Origin of the sequence: Caenimonas aquaedulcis, assembly GCF_015831345.1 — a bacterium.
Taxonomy (GTDB): domain Bacteria; phylum Pseudomonadota; class Gammaproteobacteria; order Burkholderiales; family Burkholderiaceae_C; genus Ramlibacter; species Ramlibacter aquaedulcis.
In genome coordinates this window covers 4,427,109-4,444,881 of record NZ_JADWYS010000001.1, presented here as the reverse complement: position 1 = coordinate 4,444,881, position 17,773 = coordinate 4,427,109, and the positions used below count along the sequence as shown (strand labels likewise).

The following is a 17,773-nucleotide window of genomic DNA, read 5'->3' as shown; positions in this document are numbered from 1 at the left end:
GTGAACAACGGCCGAGCCGGTCAAGGGCGGGGATGGCATGTGCCGGATTTTCCTTACCGGCGATAGCCCAATCGCCAAGTGGGTTTGAGTAAGATCGCCGGCGGCCGCATCGTCTTACGCGTGCCTTGATCGGGAGATGTGAATACAACAGCAAGGACGCAACCCCGGTTGGACCAACTGCTGAGTGCGATCGTGCTGGCCTGCCTGGTTCCCGGTGTCGTGCTCGCCGGATGGCTCATCTTCCTCGACGTGCAGGAGCGCAAGGCCCGGCAGGTCGACGAGACTCTCGCGCGAAGCCGCGCCGTCATCACGTCCGTCGACCGGGAACTGGTGAGCATCCAGAGCACGCTCAGCGCACTGGCCACGTCCCCCCACCTGCAGTCCCGCGACTTCGAGTCGTTCCGCGCCCAGGCGGCGATCGCGATCAAGACCATGCAGTCGACCAATCTCGGCGTGGCGAGCGCGCAGGGCCAGCAGCTCGTCAACCTTCTCGCCCCCGCGGGACAGCCCCTGCCGCCGCACGGCAATCCGGCGCTGATACGACGCGTGGTCGAATCCAACACACCGCAAGTGTCCGACCTGTTCATCGCGCGCCTCACCGGCAAGCCCGTGGTGACGGTGTCGGTGCCCGTGCCGAATCCGGGCCCGGTGGAATATGTTCTCAGCGGCTCCGTTCCCCCGCAGGTGCTGACATCGCTGCTGGTGCAGCAGCGGCTGCCCGCGACGTGGATCGCGACCGTCCTGGACAGCAAGGGCACGGTCGTCGGACGCACGCGCAACATCGACAGTTTCCTCGGGGTGCGCGCGGGCGCCAACCTGTTGGCGGCGATGGAGGGCCGCAGCGAAGGATCCTTGCTGTCCAACACCCTGGACGGCACGCCGGTGTCCACGGTCTTCGTGAAGTCGCCCCTCACCGACTGGACGGCGGTGATCGCCATCCCGCTCGCCGAGTCCCAGTCGCGGTTGAACCGTGCCGTCGCACTGGCAGTGGGCGTGTGCCTGTTGCTGCTGCTGAGCGGCATGGGCGTTGCCGCCGTGGTCGGCCGCCGCATCTCGAGGTCGATCACCAGCCTGTCGGGTCCCGCCAGAAGCATCGGAAGCGGCAGCCCCATCGAGCTGCCGCCGCTCGCCTTCGAGGAAGCGCAGGAGCTCGGCGCCGCGCTGGTCGAGGCGTCGCAAGCGCTCCAGCGTGCCGGCGTCGCGGTGTCCGATGGCGAGGCGAAGCTGGCGGCCATCGTCGATTCCGCGCTCGATGCGATCATCACGATCGACGACGAACAGAAGGTGATGCTGTTCAACGCCGCCGCCGTCGCGATGTTCGGCTGGCAGCGCGAGGAGATCGTCGGGCGCCCGGTGGATCTCATCATTCCCCCGCGATGGCGCGCATCGAACCCGGGCCTCGGCCACCCGTTCGGCCTCGATGGCGCGGCCCGCCGCTCCGTCGGCTCCGACGGCCGCGCTTTCGGCCTGCGCAGGACCGGCGAGGAATTCCCGATCGAGGCGTCCATCTCCAGGCTCAGGCAGGCAGACCGCTACCTGCTCACGGTGATCGTGCGCGACATTTCCCAACGTGTCGCGCACGAGACAGCACTCGTGCGGAGCAACGAGGACCTCAAGCAGTTCGCCTACGTCGCGTCGCACGACCTGAAAGCCCCGCTGCGTTCCATCAACGGATTCGTTCGCCTCCTCGAGCGCGGCTACAGCGCGGTGCTCGACGACAAGGGACGGGACCTGCTCTCACGGACGTCCAGGGCAGCGGTGCGCCTCGAGCGATTGACCGACGACCTGCTCGTCTTCGCCCGCCTCGACGCCGAGCTTCCGCCGATGCTGCCCATGGATTTCCGCGAGGTGGTGGACGACGCGCTCCAGCTGATGGACGCGGCGATCGAGGGCGCGCAGGCGCGCGTGACCGTGGGACCGATGCCCGTGGTCATGGGAGGGAAGTCCGAGCTGGTTCACCTGATGCTGAACCTCCTGGGCAACGCGATCAAGTACCGCAGCGAGGAGCGCCCGCCGGAGGTGAGCGTGACGGCGACGCAGGACGGGCGCTCCTGGGTGTTCGCCGTGAAGGACAACGGCATCGGCATCGCGTCCGAGCACTTCTCGAAGATCTTCGAAGTGTTCAACAGGCTGCACGGCACTTCGCGCTTCGAAGGCTCAGGCATAGGGTTGGCGCTGTGCCGCCGCATCGTCGAACGGCATAATGGAACCATCTGGGTCGAATCCACAGAAGGCGCCGGCAGCACCTTCCACTTTTCGCTACCCGCCGCCTGAGCCTGGAACGCTGTAACAAATGAAGATCCTGTTGGTCGAGGACGATGAAGACCAGGTCCTGCTGACTTGTACCGCACTGGAAGCCACTGGGCTCAAGACCATCACCATCGAGCATGTGGAGAGCGGGCGGGCCTGCCTCGAATACTTCGAGGAGAGCGCGCCCGGCGCGAGCCCGGCGGACCTCGTCCTGCTGGACCTCAATATGCCCGGGATGAGCGGCTTCGACGTCCTCAAGGAGCGCCTCGCGCGGCCCCAGATGAAGAGCGTGCCGGTCGTCATGCTGACCACCTCGAAAAGCCCGTCCGATGTCCGCCGGTGCTATGAGCTCGGCTGCAATACCTTCATGGCCAAACCGGTCGATTTCGAAGTGCTCGTGAACTCGCTGCGGCAACTCGTGGAGTACTGGACGCGCCTCGCGATCCTGCCCGTGCCGTCGCGCTGACGGCGCCGGCCCTCTTCAGTCCCGCTTCAGTCCCGCTTCAGTCCGCGCCCAGCGTGAAATAGAAGGTCGCGCCCGCGCCGTCCACGGCTTCGGCGCGGATCGTCCCGCCATGGCGTGAGACGATTTTGTGCGCCGTGGCCAGCCCGACGCCCGTTCCCTCGTAATCGCCATGCGAATGCAGGCGGTTGAAGAGGCGAAAGAGCCGCGACGCATGCTCCATGTCGAAGCCCACGCCGTTGTCCTTCACGAAGAAGGTGCGCGGGGTGCCGGGCGCGTCGATCCGCCCGATCTCGATGATCGCGCGCTCGCGCCGGGACGTGAACTTCCACGCATTCGACAGGAGGTTCTCCATCAGTTGCGTGACGAGGCCCAGGTCCGCGAAGGCCTCCATGGGCGCGTCCACGGTCACTTCGACGATGCGCCCGGGCGCGAGGTCGTGCAGGTTCGCAATGATCTCCCGGGCCACGGGGGCGAGGTCCACGGTCTCCTTCTTCAACCCCTCGTGCGACAGCCGCGCAAGATGCAGCAGCGCGTCCGTCATGCGGCTCATGCGCCGCGCGGCCGCGCGAATGCGCTGGATGAGGTGCAGGCCGCGTTCGCTCACCACCTGGGCCTCGCGCTCCTCGAGCAGCTCGCTGAACGCGTTGATGACCCCGAGCGGCGCGCGCAGGTCATGCGCGACGGACAAGGCGAAGGATTCGAGGTCCTGGTTGAGCATCTCCAGGTCCGCCGTGCGGCGCTTGACGCGCTCCTCCAGCCGCGCGTTGGCGGCCAGGATGGCCCGGCGCGCGCGCTTTTTCTCCGTGATGTCGCGAACGAAGATGCTGGTGAGCGTGTGGCCCGTGTCGTCGACGTACTGGGCGGAAGCGATTTCCGCGTCGAAGGTCGTGCCGTCGCTGCGCTTCATTTCCAGCTCGCCCCGCGCACTGCCCGAAGACTGCCGCTGGCTGATCAGGCGATGCAGCTCCGGGTCGTCCCGGTTCACCACGGCATCGCGCCCATGACGCTGCAGTTCCTGCTCGGTCATGCGGAACAGCGCGCAAGCCGCCGGGTTGGCCGCGAGGATGGCGCCTGTCGGGCTGGTCAGCAGCACGCCGTCGAGGCCGTTTTCGAACAAAAGGCGGTATTTCGCGTCGCTTTCGAGGAAGTGCAGGCGGTGCCCGTAGGCATGAGCCGGGCGATGGTGAATCGAATCCATGGTTGAGCTTACGGGCCCCGCGCCGCGCTGTCTGCCGGGAATCCTGTACTCGTTGCGGCGCGGCGGCCTCATGGGCAGGCCACGCCGAGCAGGCGAGAGATCTCAGGGAGCAATCCCGCCGGGTGGTGCTTGGACACGAATGCGGTGGCGCCCGCGCGAGCGGCCGCGTCGCGGAATTCCGCTTCGTCGAAGCTGGAATGCATGACGACCTGCACGCCGGCGTCGAGCTCGCGGATGCGGCCCACCGCCTCCAGTCCATTCATGCCGCGCAGCATGATGTCCAGCACGACCACCTGGGGCATGCGGGCGATGCACGCATCGAGCGCGTCGAGCGCGCCACGCTCTCCGCGAACCGGCGTGCGCGGGAAGACGCAGGCCAGGAATTCGACGGTCGCCTGCAGCACGGCGGGATGGTCGTCGATCACGAGAATGCCGCCACGGTCGCACAAATGCAGGTTCATGGGCCACGATAGCTGCCGTGCGCGCGCCTGTCTGCGGGGAGTTCTCGGTTTCGCTCAATCGAGGGAAATCACACCCTGCCGGATGGCGAAGCGCACCAGCGACGGAACGTCCGCCAGCTTGAGCTTGGCCATGAGGCGGCTGCGGTAGCTGTCGATGGTCTTGGGCGACAGGAAGAGCATCGCCCCGATCTCCGCGCTGCTGTGTCCTTCGGCGACCAGCTGCAGGATCTCGCGCTCCCGCCGCGAGAGCGCCTGCAGCGAGGGCAAGGGCGCGCCGCGTTCGCCGTCGTGCTCTGCGACCACTTGCGCGATGCGGGGGCTCAGGTAGCGGCGCCCGGCGGCCACCGCGCGCAGCGCCTCGACGATCTCGCGGGCGGCCGATTCCTTCTGCAGGTAGCCGCGGGCGCCCGCCTCCAGCGCCTGGAAGACGTGCTCGGCCGAGGCGTGCATGGAGAGGATCACGACGGCGGTCTGCGGCGAGCGCTCCTTCACCTGCCGCGCGACCTCGATGCCGTTGAGGTGGGGCATCGAGATGTCCAGGACCGCCACGCGCGGTTGCAACGCGGCGATGAGCGCCAGGCTCTCCCTGCCGTCGCCGCACGAGCCGACGACCTGGAAGTCCGCGTGCTGCTCGAGGATGCGCGCAAGGCCTTCCCGCATGATCGCGTGGTCGTCCACGATCACGATCGAGACCGCGCTGGCGCCGCTCACGCCGCGACCTCCCGGGGCGCGGGCACGAGATGCACCGTGACCACGGTGCCCCCTTCCTTGCCCTTGGACACATCGAGATGCGCGCCGATGGCGTCCGCGCGCTCGCGCATCGTGGTCAAGCCCAGCCTGCCGCCCGAGGGCGCGGGGCCTGCCGAGGACACGCCGCGGCCGTCATCGGTGATGCGAAGGCGCACCTCCCCATCCGCCTGCGAGAGGTGCGCATGCGCGCGGCTCCCGCCCGAGTGCTTCAGCGCGTTGCTGAACGCTTCCTGCGCGATGCGAAACAGCGCGATCTCGCATTCGGAGTCCAGGCGCGGGTGGGGCTCTTCGCCGTCGACGCTGAAGGCCATGAGCCCGCTGCCCGACATGGCCCGCGCATGCTGGCGCAGCGCGGCCAGCAGCCCCAGCTCGTCGAGCGCCGTCGGGCGCAGGCCGCCCAGCGCGTCGCGCACGGAGGCTGTCGTGCGCTGCAGCAGTTCGTCGCAGAAGTCCAGCCGGGACGCCACCTCCGCCGGCGTGTCCTGCGGCAATTGCTGGCGCACGAGCTGGAGGGTCAAGGCCAGCGCGGCGAGATTCGCACCGGCCTGGTCATGCAACTCCTGGCCCAGGGCACGCTTCTGCTCTTCCTCGATCCGCATGAGGCGGCGCGTCAACTCCCGCAGCTTCAGCACGTCGTCCGCCCTGGAACGCTCGGCCGTGCGCTGCGCGGTGATGTCTCGGGCGACGGTGGACGCGCCGACCAGCCGGCCATGTTCGTCGTGGATAGGGGAGACCGACAGCGACACATCGATGACGCGCCCGTCCTTGCGGACCCTGCGCGTTTCGTAGCCGAGGATGCGCTCGCCCGCCAGCACGCGCGCGGCCAGGTCGTCCGGTTCGCTTCCGGGCGGGACCAGCGCGAGGAACGAGCGGCCCAGCATTTCCGCGGCCGCATAGCCCGTCATCCGCTCTGCCCCGCCGTTCCAGTGCGTCACCCGGCCTTCGCGATCGAGGCCCACGATGGCATCGCTGCTCGACTCGACGATGGCGGCGAGCCGGTTGCCGTGCAGGTGCGCCTCGTGCCTGTCGGTGACGTCGCGGATGATGATGCGGTATGCGCCGCCGCGCCCCGCGTCGGGGCGCAGCACAGAAACCTCGGCGGGAAATTCATCCCCGGATGCCCTGGTCGCGCAGAGCGTCCACGGCTTGTCCCCCGGCTGGCCGCCGTGGCCATGGGCGATGAAGGCCTGCATGTCCCGGCGGTATCGCTCGCGCAGGCGCGCGGGGATGAGCATATCGACCGACTTCCCGAGGATCTTCTCGGCGGGATGCCCGAACATCTTTTCGGCGGCCGGGTTGAACGCAACGATCACGAGCTCGGCGGACAGCGAAACGACTGCATCCCGCACCGCAGCGATGATCGGCGCCGTGGCGGCGGCGTGGCGCTCGGCCAGCGTGTGCTGGAGACGGATGAACAGCAGGAGGCCTGCGAGCGCGCTGCCCGACGCCGCTGCCGCGGACCCTGCGACCCACCAGAGGACCGCGGGAAGCACCGTCGCCGACAGGAGGAGGACCAGTTGCTGCGCCCCCACCCGATCGAGAGGTCGCGCGATCAGCCATGGAATGGTCCCGGGTCGGCGCATGGGTGACTATAAGGCCTCGCCTCGAGCAACTCGAACGGACACAGGATTTCACCTAAGGCGGCGCAAACCCGCGCGCTTAACCTTGCGCGGCAAGAACGCCCCACTCATCCGCTGCGCAAAGGATCGAAGAGATGAACCATACCCATTTGGCAGAGTGCAGCCCGCGCAAACCCGCCGCGACACACAGCAGGCCCGCATCGGGGATGAGCTTCCTCGTCGTGGAAGACCTGAAGGTCCAGCTCGATGCGACGGACCGCCTGCTGCGGGACCTGGGCGCCGCGGACGTCGAGGGGGTGACCAGCGGCATGGCCGCGTTGAAGCGCTTGCGCGACCCCAGGCTCGGCGCGCAGGTCATGCTGCTGGACGTCGCGATGCCGGACATGGACGGCATCGAGTTGCTGCAGGCGCTGAAGTCGTCGCGCGAGGACGATCCGCCAACCGCCGTGATCATCAACACGGCGTGCGTCCCCGAACTGCTCGACGCGGTCGAGCTGCTGGCCCGCGAATACCACCCTCGTGTCCTGGGGAGCATCACCAAGCCGTTGACGGCGGCGAAGCTGGCCCCGCTGCTCGAGCGTTGGCACGCGTCGAGCTAGGGGGTTCCCTCATGCGTGCCGCGCGCATGAGCATTCCGTGGACAATGCCGGGGCTCCTTCACCCTGAGACTGCACCGGAAACGGGACGCCCATGAAATGCTGGCTGCTGGCCATCCACCTCGCACTCGCAACCACGGCAGGCCTCGCGCAAACCACGACGGTCTCCGAGCTGGCGACCCGGCCCGGCGTCAAGCAGCGCATCGTGGTCCAGGCCCCCCGCAGGAACCCCCACCGCCGCGACGCTGGTGCTCATGATGGGCGGCACGGGCCAGCTCGGCATCTATCCGAACGGCACCCTGCAGCGGGACACCCATTTGCTCGCGCGGATACGCGGGCTGCTCGTCGCTCGGGGGCACGCCGTGGTGCTGGTCGATGCACCCGGCGACCGGCGCGACCTGGGCGGGGACTTCCGTGAGAGCACCGAGCACGCAACCGACCTGGGCGCGGTGATCACCGATGCGCGCAAGGCGTTCGGCAAACCCGTATGGGTCGTCGGCCACAGCCGCGGCACGCATTCGGCGGTGACGGCAGCGACGCACCTGACCGGCGAGGCGTCGCCCGACGGGATCGTGCTGGTCTCGTCGATCCTGGAGAGCAGCCGCTTCGGCGGCTCGACGGCGAAGCCGCTGCAGGAATCGGGTGTGGGCACGCTGCGGGTACCGGTGCTCGTGCTGCACCACAAGCTGGACTCATGCCAGGTGTCCCCGGCCGCGAAACTGCCCGAATTGCAGGCCTTGCTGCCACCGGCCACGAGCCGAGTGATCACGTACGACGGCGGCGTCTCGCGTGGCGCGCTCTGCGACGTGAATGCCTTCCACAGCTTCAACGGGATCGAGCAGCAGTTGGCGGATGACCTGTCGGCCTTCGTCGTTCAGGGGAAGTAACCAAGGTCCGGCCGATCGGGTGACCTCCGCGTACGCCGGGGCTGCTGACCCCCGTCAACTCAACGGAACACGCGTTTCCCACTGGCAGGTTGTCGCTGTTCTCCGACGCAGCGCGGCGCGGCTTCTTGCTATACCCGCATGATGAACATCAAGCACATGCTCTCGCTCTGGAAGAAGGCCGCCGGCGCGTGGGTCGACGACTTCGCGCCCAGCATGGGCGCCGCCATCTCGTACTACACGGTGTTTTCCCTGGCGCCGCTGCTGGTGATCGTCATCGCCATCGCGGGCGCGATCTTCGGCCGGGAGGCCGTTACGGGGCAGATCACGGCCCAGCTCACGGGGCTGATCGGCCAGGAAGGCGCCCTGCTCGTGCAGGGACTTGTCGCCAGCGCGAGCGACAAGGATCGCGGCTTGATCGCGGGGCTGATCAGCGTCGTCGTGCTCATCGTGGGCGCCACCACCGTGTTTGCCGAGCTGCAGAGCGCGCTCGACCGCATCTGGCACGTGCCCGAGAAGGACAAGCCGCAAGGCCTCTGGGCCATCGTGCGTGCGCGGCTGCTGTCCTTCGGCCTGATCCTCGGCCTCGCGTTCATGATGATGGTGTCGCTGGTGGCGGGCGCCGCGACGGCAGCGTTCGGCAGCTGGTTCGGCGGGCTGATGCCGGGCTCCGCCGCGCTGCTGTACGCGTTGAACCTGGCCGTGTCGCTGGGCTTCACCACCGTGCTCTTCGCGATGATCTTCAAGCTGATGCCTACGACGCCCGTGGGCTGGCGCGACGTGTGGGTCGGCGCGGGCGTGACGGCCGTGCTGTTCGAAGTCGGCAAGCTGCTCATCGGGCTGTACATCGGCAAGAGCGGCATCACCGAATCGTTCCAGGCCGCCGGGTCGCTCGTGGTGCTGCTCGCGTGGGTGTACTACGCGGCGCAGATCTTCCTGCTCGGCGCCGAATTCACGAAGGTCTATGCGGACGAACACGGCACCTTGTCGGGCGCGCGTGCGGTGGCAGGCACGGCGCAGACGGCTGTCGCAGGAATTCCGCCCGAGGTGCCGGCCGGTGAGTCCGTTGCCGCGGCGTCGCACGACGAGATCGAGCCTGCCGAACCAGTGCACGCGGTGTGGAAGATGCCGTCGCGGTCCACGAGCCACGCCGTGGTGGGCGGCGCGCTGGCGGTGCTCGTCCTTCCGCTGGCGGCTTACCTCATCGCGCGGATGCGCCATGTTCCCGCGCGACGCAGCTGGTGGCCCCACCGCTGAGCGCGCCGGCGCGCCGAGCTAGAGCAGCCAGAACACCGCCAGCGCCACCGCGGTGGGCCCCGCCGCCGCGGCGAGCAGGCCGGCGGCTCCGATGGTGCCGTCCGCGAACCCTTCCTTCAGCAACGCCACACCCGCCGGGTTAGGCGCATTCGCGATGACCGTCAAGCCGCCACCGGCGACGGCGCCCGCCACGAGGCTGTACTTCGCGGCATCCGGGATGCCCTCGATCAGCGAGCCCATGTAGGTCAGGGCGGCGTTGTCCATCACCGCCGTCAAGCCCGCGGCCCCGAAGAACAACACGCCCGGCGACATGCCGGCGACGATGGGCTGGAGCCACCATTCCTGCATCCCGCCGAGCACGACGAGGCCGGCGAGGAAGAACGAGACGAGCAATGCTTCCTTCACCAGCAGCGCATCCTGGTGCCGCGGGTAGGCCTGGGTGTAGGCGATGAACATCAGCAGCAGTGCCACGAACGCGACCGGATGGTGCGCCAGCACCACCACGGCGGCCAGGAACATGAGATGGACGGCCACGACGCAGGCAGGCACCGCGTCGCGCGCCTCCGCCTCCGGCGCGCGCGGCGCGAGGTGCTTGCGTATCAGCCAGGTGGCGACAGTCGCGTTCGCGAAGACGGCGAGCGCCGCCTTCCACCCGAACGTCCTGGCCATGAACGCCGAGTCCCAGTCCCAATTGGCCGCGACCATCAGGACGGGCGGCGCGGCGAATGAAGTGAGCGTTCCACCGATCGAGACATTGACGAACAACACCCCCAATGCGAGGTACTTCGGCCATTCGGGAACCTCGCGCCTGAAAATCTGCGGCGCGAGCGCAAGCGCCGCGATGGTCATGGCCGCAGGCTCGGTGATCAGCGAGCCGAGCAGGGGCACGAGCGCCAGCGACAGCCAGGCGCGAGCGGAGGCGGAGTCCACGGGCAACCGGTCCGCAAGCCACTGCATGGCGCCGCTGACGGCGACGAGGATGGGCCGCGATGCGGACACCACCATCACCACGAACACGAAAAGCGGCTCCGTGTACTGACGCGATTCCGCGTACTGGAGAGCCTCGGCGGGCCCGGCGAGGATCGCCATGACGGCCACCAGCACGATCGCCCAGAAGCCGAACACCACCTCGATCTCGCCCAGCAGGTGGAACAAGCCCGCGTGGCGCGGGTATCGCGTGGAGAGCCGTTCGACCTGCTTGGCGGCGAAGGTGTGGACCAAGGCCACCGCGAAGAGTGCGGCAGCAACGAGCTGGAGGGTGGAAGGGGTGTCGTGCATGAAGTCGCGGCTTGCCCGCGAGGCGGCCCGACCTTCGCTGAACCTGCTGACTTGGGATGTGCAGCACCCGGGCCCAGTCTAGCGCACTAGGCTTCGAGCCGCTCCTGCAACTCCCGCCGCCCCTGCGGCGTCGCCATGAGGATCAGCGCCGCGCCGGGCTGGACCACGTACTCGTCGCCCGGGTTGAAGACCCACTGGCCGTGCTCGTGCGTCGCCATCAGCATGTAGTGCCGCGACTTGGGCACCAGCGCGCCGAGAGCGCGCGGCGGCTTGTGGGAAGGCAGCACCACCTCCTCCACGCGCAGGCCTTCGCCGGCGCGCAGCATCTGGTCCATGAAGTTCACCACGTGCGGCCGCACCATCGCGGAGGCGATGCGCATGCCGCCGGTGAAGTCGGGCGAGACGATCTCGTCGGCGCCGGCCTTGCGCGCCTTGCCGGCGTTGCGGATGTCGTGCAGCCGCGCCACCACGCGCGTGGCCGGGTTGAGCAGCTTGACCGACAGCGCGATCATCAGGTTGTGACTGTCGTCGCCCGTCACGGCGAACACGCCCGCGGCGCGCATCACGCCCGCGCGCAAGAGCGCGTCGTCGCTGGACGCGTCGTCCTGCAGGTAGAGCGTGTCGGGCGCGCGGTCCAGCCAGCGCTCGATGGTGGCCGAGTCGATCTCGATCACCACGAAATCGCGCTGCGTCTTGCGCAGCTCCTCGGCCACGTTGCTGCCCACGCGGCCCACGCCGCAGATGATGTAGTGGCGGTGCATGTCGGCGATCTGGCGTTGCATATGGCGTTTCCTCAGGGCGGCGTTCAGGTCGGACTCGAGCAGCAGCGCGACCAGGGTGGAGAACAGGTAGCTCATCGTGCCGATGCCCACGATGGCGATGCCGACGGTGAACAGGCGGCCGAGCGGATGCGCCGACAGGTCCACCGTCTCGCCGTAGCCGATGGTGGCCACGGTGATGAAGGTCATGTAGAAGCTGTCGATCCAGCTGGCCGCCGGCCGGCCGATGTAGTGGTAGCCCAGGGTGCCCACGAGGTGGACGAGGACCAGCACCAGGGCGCCGGTGACGAGGCCGCGGAAGTGGCGGCTGCGCGTGAGCTTGTTCACCTGGGGGGTGGTCTCCGTGGGTGGGTGCAGGCTGCACGTTAAAGCGATGGCCCGTGCAGGCAGTTGACCCAGGTCAACTGGAGTGGCTGACGGCGCCGGAGTAGCGCAGTCACCCGATGATGGATCAGTTGGTGATCACGAGCGGCGACATGCTGGCGCCGTACCATCCGCGCGCGTCACGCGGGTCGGCTCCTGGAGACGTCAGGAACAAGAAGATTGAATAAACACCGAGCGGGTCGGCTGATGAGAACGGCCGCTGGGGACTGGCTCCGAGCAAGTCCCGGGTGGATATCTGGATGGCAGTGATACCCTGCCCAGCCGGAAACAGTCCCTCCCGCAAGTTCGGTTCACTCCCAGTTCCGGGGGTCCAAGTAAAGAGGCGGCCGCCCGGAATCATCACTCCGAAATACACATCGACCGGGGGGAACCCCGTATGAGTTCGATCCACACCGCCACCGAATTGCAACGGGCGGCCATCGGTTCTCCACGTGAAAACCGGCGCTCCATTGAGCCCCGCCAGAACCGGATCTATCGCCTGAATGTAGATGACGGGCGGCGCGGCCACTGATGCTTTCGCGGACGGCGCGGCGAGCCCATAGGCCAGAACGGCTGGCAAGAGAACCAGTTGAGCCAGTCGGCCCAGACCACGACGTACCCGGGCAGTGAAGGTTGTATTCATACGCTGATAGAACGATTGGGTGAGGGCAATGGCGGGCCGCATCAACGGGGTATCAATTGGGATACTGCTCGCTATCGGTCGCGTGATGTCGAACGATTTGTAACGCTCTTCGAGGAGATTGACGGCGCCGCGCAGGCATCGGGCGCCTTGAGCCGATGCAATCAAAACGTCCTGCGCAACGCGGTTGCGGGTGAAGCCAGAAACTGAATCTCATCGTTGGGCCCGGACATCTGGAAGACGACGTCGAGCGGCATGCCTTCCACCACGGCCGGCGGCGCGCACCCGCGCGTCACGGCGCGAACCCGGTCTCCTGAGACCAGGATTTCGCTCCCCACGATGCTTCCAGACCAAAGGGCCGCGTCCTCGTGGTTGACCGTTGCAATCGTTGGAACCACACCCGCAGGAAACGGAGCGGAATCGGCGGCGATCGTGCTGACGACCATGAAGTTCAGGCACGGCCCAAGCGGAAAGCCCTGCGGCGACGTGTCCCAGTTCACCAGCACGTCCTGGACGGCCAATTGCTTGCCCGCCATCTCGATGGTGGTGCTTGCCTCATGTGCGTCATTTCCCCCGCAGGCGACGAGACAGGCTGCAACGGCGAGAAGGGAAGTCATCAGGCGCATGGAGGTACCCACGAAAGTTCGGAGGAATGGCTCCAACCAATTTTCATCGCACCAGCCAACCCACCAAGCCCAACAAGAGGATCAGGATCATGAGACCGGCACCGACTTTGCCGGCCGCCCCGGGATACGCCCGCAAGACGTCCCTGATCAACGCAAAAGGCTTGTGGATGCGGTCCACTGAAGAGAGGACCGGGGGCCGGGCTTTGGAGACCCAAAGCGCCCACAGCATCATCCCAAAAACTGCGGCCACCACGAAGCCACCGAGCGCCGCCTGAACATGACCCTGGATGAGAAACAGGATGGCGAAGCCGAAGAAGAATGCGCCCAACAGCGAAGCGACGATCCCAAGGGCAAGAGCGAACATGGTCGGGATCGTACGTGAGGCGCCAACGACAACACTCGAAGTTGGCGTCGCTGAAATTCAGGCGCTCCGTGAGAACCACCAGAACGCCAGCACCGCTGCACAGTGCATCAACACGGTCGCCCAGTAGGCGGCGCGGAAGCTCGACTTGACGGACTTGTGGCGCAAGACCTGCTGCGCGAACCAGGCACCGCCCCACCCGCCCGCGAGGCTCCACAGGTGCAACGTGTCCTCCTTGATGCGCCAGCGGCCTTTCTGCGCGGCATATTTGTCTTGCCAGTAGGCGAAGAAGGTGGCGAAGTTCAAGGCGATGGATGCGGGGAGCACCCACCACGGCGCCAGCTTCTGCCACACAAGCCAAGCGAGTCCTGATCCGTAAGCGATCATCAGCAGCAGGGCCCACCAGCCACCGGACGGCGAGGTGGGGGCTGCAAGCGCTGACGCCCGCTTGCGTGCGGGGGATGGGGGGCGGGCCTCGCTACTGCGTGCCCGGCTTGCGGCCGGGGCGCCTGCCGGTTGAACTGCCATCGCGCGCGGCCCCTTGCCGCCGACATGGATGTCTTCGAAAGACACGCGCAGGCCCTGCCGCGGTGCTTCGCCGCCGCCGGCGCGGAAGTCGCGAACGTGCACGAACACGTCTTGCGCACCCGCGCCGGTGCGAATGAATCCGAAGCCTTTGGCGTCGTCCCAACGGACGATCGTTCCTTCTTTACGCACGAATAAGCCCCTCCCACTGTACCCACGAGGCGGACGAGGACCATCACCACGGCGCCAGTGACGAATCAGCAACAGAAAGCCCGCGCCGCAGATTACGGCGCGGCAAGAATCGTTTCAACGGATTCGTTCACGATCACGCCTGTGACAGAATCCGCGATCCTGAAATCATCAATCAGGATGCTCCCCGTTCCGACGATCGACAGGCCCACCTCATAGTCGTCATAAGCACCAAGCGTGACTGTGAGAGTGCCGGTGCCAGTAGTCCCCGGCGCCCCGTTGATCACGAGGCTAGGCAAATACACCCCTTGCGCGAAAGCGGTGGATGAAGCGAACGTCAGCTCAAAACCCTGGCTCGGGGTCGTGAGAATCCTGTAACCGAAGCTCGCCGTATAAGTTCGCCCGCGTATCAGAGGCACCAAGGCACGGTTCGCCCGAACGATCGATGTGTAGTGTTCTGTGCCCGAATAGCTTGCCTTGAGCGATGCGCCACCGGACAGAACTTCGCCTTGCCGGGCCGTGATGCTCGTGATGTAGCCGAATTCAACTTCGGGGCTGTGCGTCAGAACGCCACTCAGCACCATCTGCGCCGACGGATCGCGTACAGGACGCCCGCCTATCCCTCCACCTGTCATCGTAATCACGCTGTCGTCGGATGCCACTACGTCCCCCGACACATAAGACCGTTCCAGCGTGTAGCGAACCCGGTTGTGCGCGCGCACCTGTGTCAGAGTCGAATCTGCGATAAACACCGATGCGGTGTCATACACGTTGGCGATGTCTGCGAGTTCCGAATTGGTGATGATGAGCGCGTTATTGCCTGCGACGATGGGACTCCAAGGCAAGGTGGTTGTCTCGACAAGCCGCAGTCGTGACGCACCGGTGTCCCACACTTGATCGCGGTACAGCCCCGCCCGCAGACCATCGAATTGCGCCATCAGGCCACTATAGGTGGAGGGAATGTTCATGGTAACCACCAGCCCGGTTGTCTGGCGAATCGTGATGTTACTTTCGGGGTTGTAGGTGATGCCCCATTTGGATGACGGAACACTGGTCATTGCGAGCGTATGGCGCACGCCAATCTCGCCCGCACCGGGAAATTGGTAGGCCGTGGTGCCAGTGGAGGCCGGGAGGGCCTCATCGACAGTTGCCCCGGGAGGAAACACCAGTTCGATGAAAGATTCACCGGCGTGGTGAACCTGCAAAGAGCTTCCTTCGGCGCCGGTGCCGTAGGCACGCGTCACGTATGCATAGGTGCCGCGCGCCCGTTGCTGAAAACCGCTCCACAGCGCCGACTGGTTGACGACGTGAGTCATTTGCAGCATGGATCGGTCGAAAAAGCGCCAACTCACGTAGGCAGATGAATCGACCGTAGACCGCTCGATGATCACCTTGGAATCGTCATAGGCCCAGAGATCGAACTGGCCCGCATAGTCCGCAGCGTGGGTGAAGCTGCTGTCGCGGATGATCAACATGCTGGCGTCATGCAGTTCGATTCGCCCTCGCACCGTGAAACTCGCCGCAGAAACTACCATGACCTGGTTGCCCGTCAGAATCAGCGACCCGTTCCAATCTGATGAACCCGCGGTTGGAGCGGTTACCACGACGACCACTTCGTTAGAAGGCTCGCCGGTTCCGCAGGCATTTCGCGCCCGTACACGCACGTAGTAGGTTCCCGCGGGTGCCGCGGTTGAAAGTCCCGTGGCTTGCCCGATGCTGGTGAGCGTGACTAGATTGGAGAGGCCCGGTGCCGAACCCGCTTCAATGAGGTAGCTTGTAGGAAGTCCCACAGGTCGATCCCACTCCAGTGAAGCGGTGGACGCCGTTGCCGTTGCTGCCAAGGCGAGGGGTGCCCCGGGTAGTTCGCACGTGAGTCCGACGGCAACGGCGATTTCGTTGGAGGGGGTCGACCGGACAGCCCCGGACTGCGCAGCAACGCGAACATAGTAGATGCCTGCCGCGACGCCGCTGGCCGTGAAAGTCGTGGACGAGTTGCCGGTCGAGATGTTCGCAAGATTGGAGAGGTTGGGGCTCGAACCGACAAGGACGGAGTATGTCGTGGGCGTGCAGCCGAATGGAGCGAGCCATTGCAACGTTACCGTGGTCCCCACGACAGACGCGCTCAGCCTGCCCGGGATGTCGTTGGTGCCAGTACAACCGGGCTCCGAGCCCGCGCGCAATGGCGACCCTTGCAGGTGAGACGTTGCCTTGGCCAGGAAGCGCTGCGAATTCGAATGCGGCCCGGCCAGCAACGGCACTATTGGCAACACAAGGGCCAACCCGAGAACGACGATGCGTCCCCACGTCCATGCGGAATAGAAGCGAACCATCTGACCCCTCCCGTAAGGACGCTAATCTGGCGCCAAACCAACGAAGACAGCGATCGGGAAACTGTACATAAGAAACTGGAGCGCGCCAAGTTCAATGGCTCTTGCGCGCAGGGTCGCTCGACGAGGCGCGAGCTGCAGTTCGCTTTGTGACGAAGATCGTGACGACAACACATGGCAGGCTCACGACACTGGTGAGATGCTCTTACTGCCTGAAGATTTGCGCCCTCTGGCCGGGACCTTACGCGGTCGTAGGCCGGCCGCGCCGCAAGCGCCCGCCCGAAGGCGCGCTCGCGACGCGTCAGCGATACACCGGTATCGCCCCCGACGCCGTCCGCCTATCCCCCGCCGCCTGCATCTTCTCGTACAGCTCCCCGATGCGCCGCTCGCCCGCCGCGAGCGCCTGCGCGCTCGTATGCACGGAGTAGTTGCCCAGGTGCAGCTCATGCGCATGCGGCACGGCCGAGCCCAGCACGAACACCGCGTCTTCGTCGCCCGAGTTGGCGAGAGCGATCGGCTGCTCGCCCGGCTCGAACACGGCCATCTCACCGCCCGTCAGCGCCGTGCCCGCGTCCAACGTGCCCGATGCCATCGCGAGCCAGCCGACCGTGTGCCCCGCCGGGGGCTGGTAAGTCCATGCCTCGCCGGCCCGCAAGGTGACCAGCAGGTAGTTGAGGCCGTCCCATGCCGGCACGGGGCTGCGCACGCCCTCGTACTCGCCCACGATCACGTGCGCCGGGCCGGCGCGGCGCATGTCGCGCGCCTCGATGTAGCGGCTTTGCGGTTGCGCGTTCTCCAGCTCGGGCGGCAGCGCGACCCACAGCTGGAAGCCCTGGATGCGCGGCACGTCCGCCGGCGACGTCTCCTGGCCATGCCACACGCCGGCGCTCGCGCGCATCCATTCGACGCCGCCGTATCCGAGCGTGCCGGTGCCGGCGTCCGGGTCTTCGAAATTCAGCGCGCCCTGCGTCAGCACCGTCACGGTGGCGATGCCCGAGTGCGGATGGATGGGCATGCGCGGCCCGGGCGGCCCGCGCCTGTCCATGTCGAAGATGTCGAGGAAGACGAAAGGCTTGAGGTACTGCCCCAGGTCCCCCGGGCTCATGAGCCGCGTGATGGGCCCGTGGCCACGGCCGAGCGTGCGGTGGACCACGCGGCGCTGGGCTTGCGTGGCGGGGGTGGGCGCTTGCTGGAGTGTGGATGTGCTCATGCTCAGAATGTTGGGGCAATGCGGCGCGGTTCA

General features: G+C 66.7%; 17 protein-coding genes. 5 read left to right on the top strand and 12 right to left on the bottom strand.

The features are described from left to right. The first annotated feature begins 168 nt into the window (after positions 1-168). Both I5803_RS21530 and I5803_RS21525 read left to right on the top strand, forming a co-directional pair. The gene (locus tag I5803_RS21530) at positions 169-2,274 is read left to right on the top strand and encodes a sensor histidine kinase (protein ID WP_196988353.1); all 2,106 of its coding nucleotides are present in this window, start codon (positions 169-171) and stop codon (positions 2,272-2,274) included. Positions 2,275-2,293: 19 nt separating this feature from the next. Continuing rightward, a complete protein-coding gene (locus tag I5803_RS21525; RefSeq protein WP_196988352.1) occupies positions 2,294-2,716 on the top strand; it encodes a response regulator in 423 nt (140 codons plus the stop codon). Between the two features lie 37 nt (positions 2,717-2,753). On the opposite strand, the gene I5803_RS21520 is transcribed toward I5803_RS21525, so the two are convergent. The 4 genes from I5803_RS21520 to I5803_RS21505 form a co-directional block, all read right to left on the bottom strand. After that, the gene (locus tag I5803_RS21520; protein WP_196988351.1) at positions 2,754-3,914 is read right to left on the bottom strand and encodes a sensor histidine kinase; all 1,161 of its coding nucleotides are present in this window, start codon (positions 3,912-3,914) and stop codon (positions 2,754-2,756) included. Positions 3,915-3,982: 68 nt separating this feature from the next. Continuing rightward, the gene (locus I5803_RS21515) at positions 3,983-4,375 is read right to left on the bottom strand and encodes a response regulator (protein ID WP_196988350.1); all 393 of its coding nucleotides are present in this window, start codon (positions 4,373-4,375) and stop codon (positions 3,983-3,985) included. A gap of 54 nt (positions 4,376-4,429) precedes the next feature. Next, entirely contained in the window at positions 4,430-5,086 is a 657-nt protein-coding gene (locus I5803_RS22465) for a response regulator (RefSeq protein ID WP_196988349.1), read from the bottom strand. Further along, complete coding sequence (locus I5803_RS21505) at positions 5,083-6,708, bottom strand: PAS domain-containing sensor histidine kinase (RefSeq protein WP_196988348.1); 1,626 nt, start codon at positions 6,706-6,708, stop codon at positions 5,083-5,085. Before I5803_RS21505 ends, I5803_RS22465 begins: the two co-directional genes overlap by 4 nt. Positions 6,709-6,839: 131 nt before the next feature. On the opposite strand from I5803_RS21505, the gene I5803_RS21500 reads away from it, so the two are divergent. From I5803_RS21500 to I5803_RS21490, 3 genes are all read left to right on the top strand, one after another. Further along, complete coding sequence (locus I5803_RS21500) at positions 6,840-7,304, top strand: response regulator (protein ID WP_196988347.1); 465 nt, start codon at positions 6,840-6,842, stop codon at positions 7,302-7,304. A gap of 251 nt (positions 7,305-7,555) precedes the next feature. After that, on the top strand, positions 7,556-8,188 hold the full coding sequence (locus I5803_RS21495) for an alpha/beta hydrolase (protein WP_231402981.1): 633 nt from the start codon (positions 7,556-7,558) through the stop codon (positions 8,186-8,188). Positions 8,189-8,329: 141 nt separating this feature from the next. Next, positions 8,330-9,442: a YihY/virulence factor BrkB family protein gene (locus I5803_RS21490; RefSeq protein ID WP_231402496.1), complete on the top strand. Its 1,113-nt coding sequence runs from the start codon at positions 8,330-8,332 to the stop codon at positions 9,440-9,442. A gap of 18 nt (positions 9,443-9,460) precedes the next feature. Here I5803_RS21490 and I5803_RS21485 read toward each other — a convergent pair whose 3' ends face one another. The 8 genes from I5803_RS21485 to I5803_RS21450 form a co-directional block, all read right to left on the bottom strand. Next, positions 9,461-10,720: a putative Na+/H+ antiporter gene (locus I5803_RS21485; RefSeq protein ID WP_196988345.1), complete on the bottom strand. Its 1,260-nt coding sequence runs from the start codon at positions 10,718-10,720 to the stop codon at positions 9,461-9,463. A gap of 86 nt (positions 10,721-10,806) precedes the next feature. Further along, positions 10,807-11,826 (bottom strand): potassium channel family protein, encoded by a 1,020-nt coding sequence (locus tag I5803_RS21480; RefSeq protein WP_354001698.1) that lies wholly within the window; start codon positions 11,824-11,826, stop codon positions 10,807-10,809. Positions 11,827-11,950: 124 nt separating this feature from the next. After that, positions 11,951-12,670 carry a hypothetical protein gene (locus I5803_RS21475; protein WP_196988344.1) on the bottom strand — a complete coding sequence of 240 codons (720 nt, stop codon included), beginning with the start codon at positions 12,668-12,670 and terminating at the stop codon, positions 11,951-11,953. Then, positions 12,667-13,119: a hypothetical protein gene (locus I5803_RS21470; protein ID WP_196988343.1), complete on the bottom strand. Its 453-nt coding sequence runs from the start codon at positions 13,117-13,119 to the stop codon at positions 12,667-12,669. Before I5803_RS21470 ends, I5803_RS21475 begins: the two co-directional genes overlap by 4 nt. Before the next feature lie 52 nt (positions 13,120-13,171). Next, on the bottom strand, positions 13,172-13,492 hold the full coding sequence (locus I5803_RS21465; protein WP_196988342.1) for a hypothetical protein: 321 nt from the start codon (positions 13,490-13,492) through the stop codon (positions 13,172-13,174). A 57-nt stretch (positions 13,493-13,549) separates the two neighbouring features. After that, positions 13,550-14,206, bottom strand: a complete 657-nt coding sequence (locus tag I5803_RS21460; protein WP_196988341.1) for a DUF1294 domain-containing protein — start codon at positions 14,204-14,206, stop codon at positions 13,550-13,552. 92 nt (positions 14,207-14,298) lie between these two features. After that, complete coding sequence (locus I5803_RS21455) at positions 14,299-16,533, bottom strand: fibronectin type III domain-containing protein (protein WP_196988340.1); 2,235 nt, start codon at positions 16,531-16,533, stop codon at positions 14,299-14,301. A gap of 298 nt (positions 16,534-16,831) precedes the next feature. Further along, positions 16,832-17,740: a pirin family protein gene (locus I5803_RS21450; protein WP_196988339.1), complete on the bottom strand. Its 909-nt coding sequence runs from the start codon at positions 17,738-17,740 to the stop codon at positions 16,832-16,834. Positions 17,741-17,773: the final 33 nt, after the last annotated feature.

What these genes read in the sequence shown, in the direction of transcription:
- I5803_RS21455 (WP_196988340.1), bottom strand. Translation starts at nt 16,533, where the DNA reads ATGGTTCGCTTCTATTCCGCATGGACGTGGGGACGCATCGTCGTTCTC.
- I5803_RS21465 (WP_196988342.1), bottom strand. Translation starts at nt 13,492, where the DNA reads ATGTTCGCTCTTGCCCTTGGGATCGTCGCTTCGCTGTTGGGCGCATTC.
- I5803_RS21520 (WP_196988351.1), bottom strand. Translation starts at nt 3,914, where the DNA reads ATGGATTCGATTCACCATCGCCCGGCTCATGCCTACGGGCACCGCCTG.
- I5803_RS21505 (WP_196988348.1), bottom strand. Translation starts at nt 6,708, where the DNA reads ATGCGCCGACCCGGGACCATTCCATGGCTGATCGCGCGACCTCTCGAT.
- I5803_RS21495 (WP_231402981.1), top strand. Translation starts at nt 7,556, where the DNA reads ATGATGGGCGGCACGGGCCAGCTCGGCATCTATCCGAACGGCACCCTG.
- I5803_RS21470 (WP_196988343.1), bottom strand. Translation starts at nt 13,119, where the DNA reads ATGACTTCCCTTCTCGCCGTTGCAGCCTGTCTCGTCGCCTGCGGGGGA.
- I5803_RS21525 (WP_196988352.1), top strand. Translation starts at nt 2,294, where the DNA reads ATGAAGATCCTGTTGGTCGAGGACGATGAAGACCAGGTCCTGCTGACT.
- I5803_RS21450 (WP_196988339.1), bottom strand. Translation starts at nt 17,740, where the DNA reads ATGAGCACATCCACACTCCAGCAAGCGCCCACCCCCGCCACGCAAGCC.
- I5803_RS21515 (WP_196988350.1), bottom strand. Translation starts at nt 4,375, where the DNA reads ATGAACCTGCATTTGTGCGACCGTGGCGGCATTCTCGTGATCGACGAC.
- I5803_RS21500 (WP_196988347.1), top strand. Translation starts at nt 6,840, where the DNA reads ATGAACCATACCCATTTGGCAGAGTGCAGCCCGCGCAAACCCGCCGCG.
- I5803_RS21485 (WP_196988345.1), bottom strand. Translation starts at nt 10,720, where the DNA reads ATGCACGACACCCCTTCCACCCTCCAGCTCGTTGCTGCCGCACTCTTC.
- I5803_RS21490 (WP_231402496.1), top strand. Translation starts at nt 8,330, where the DNA reads ATGAACATCAAGCACATGCTCTCGCTCTGGAAGAAGGCCGCCGGCGCG.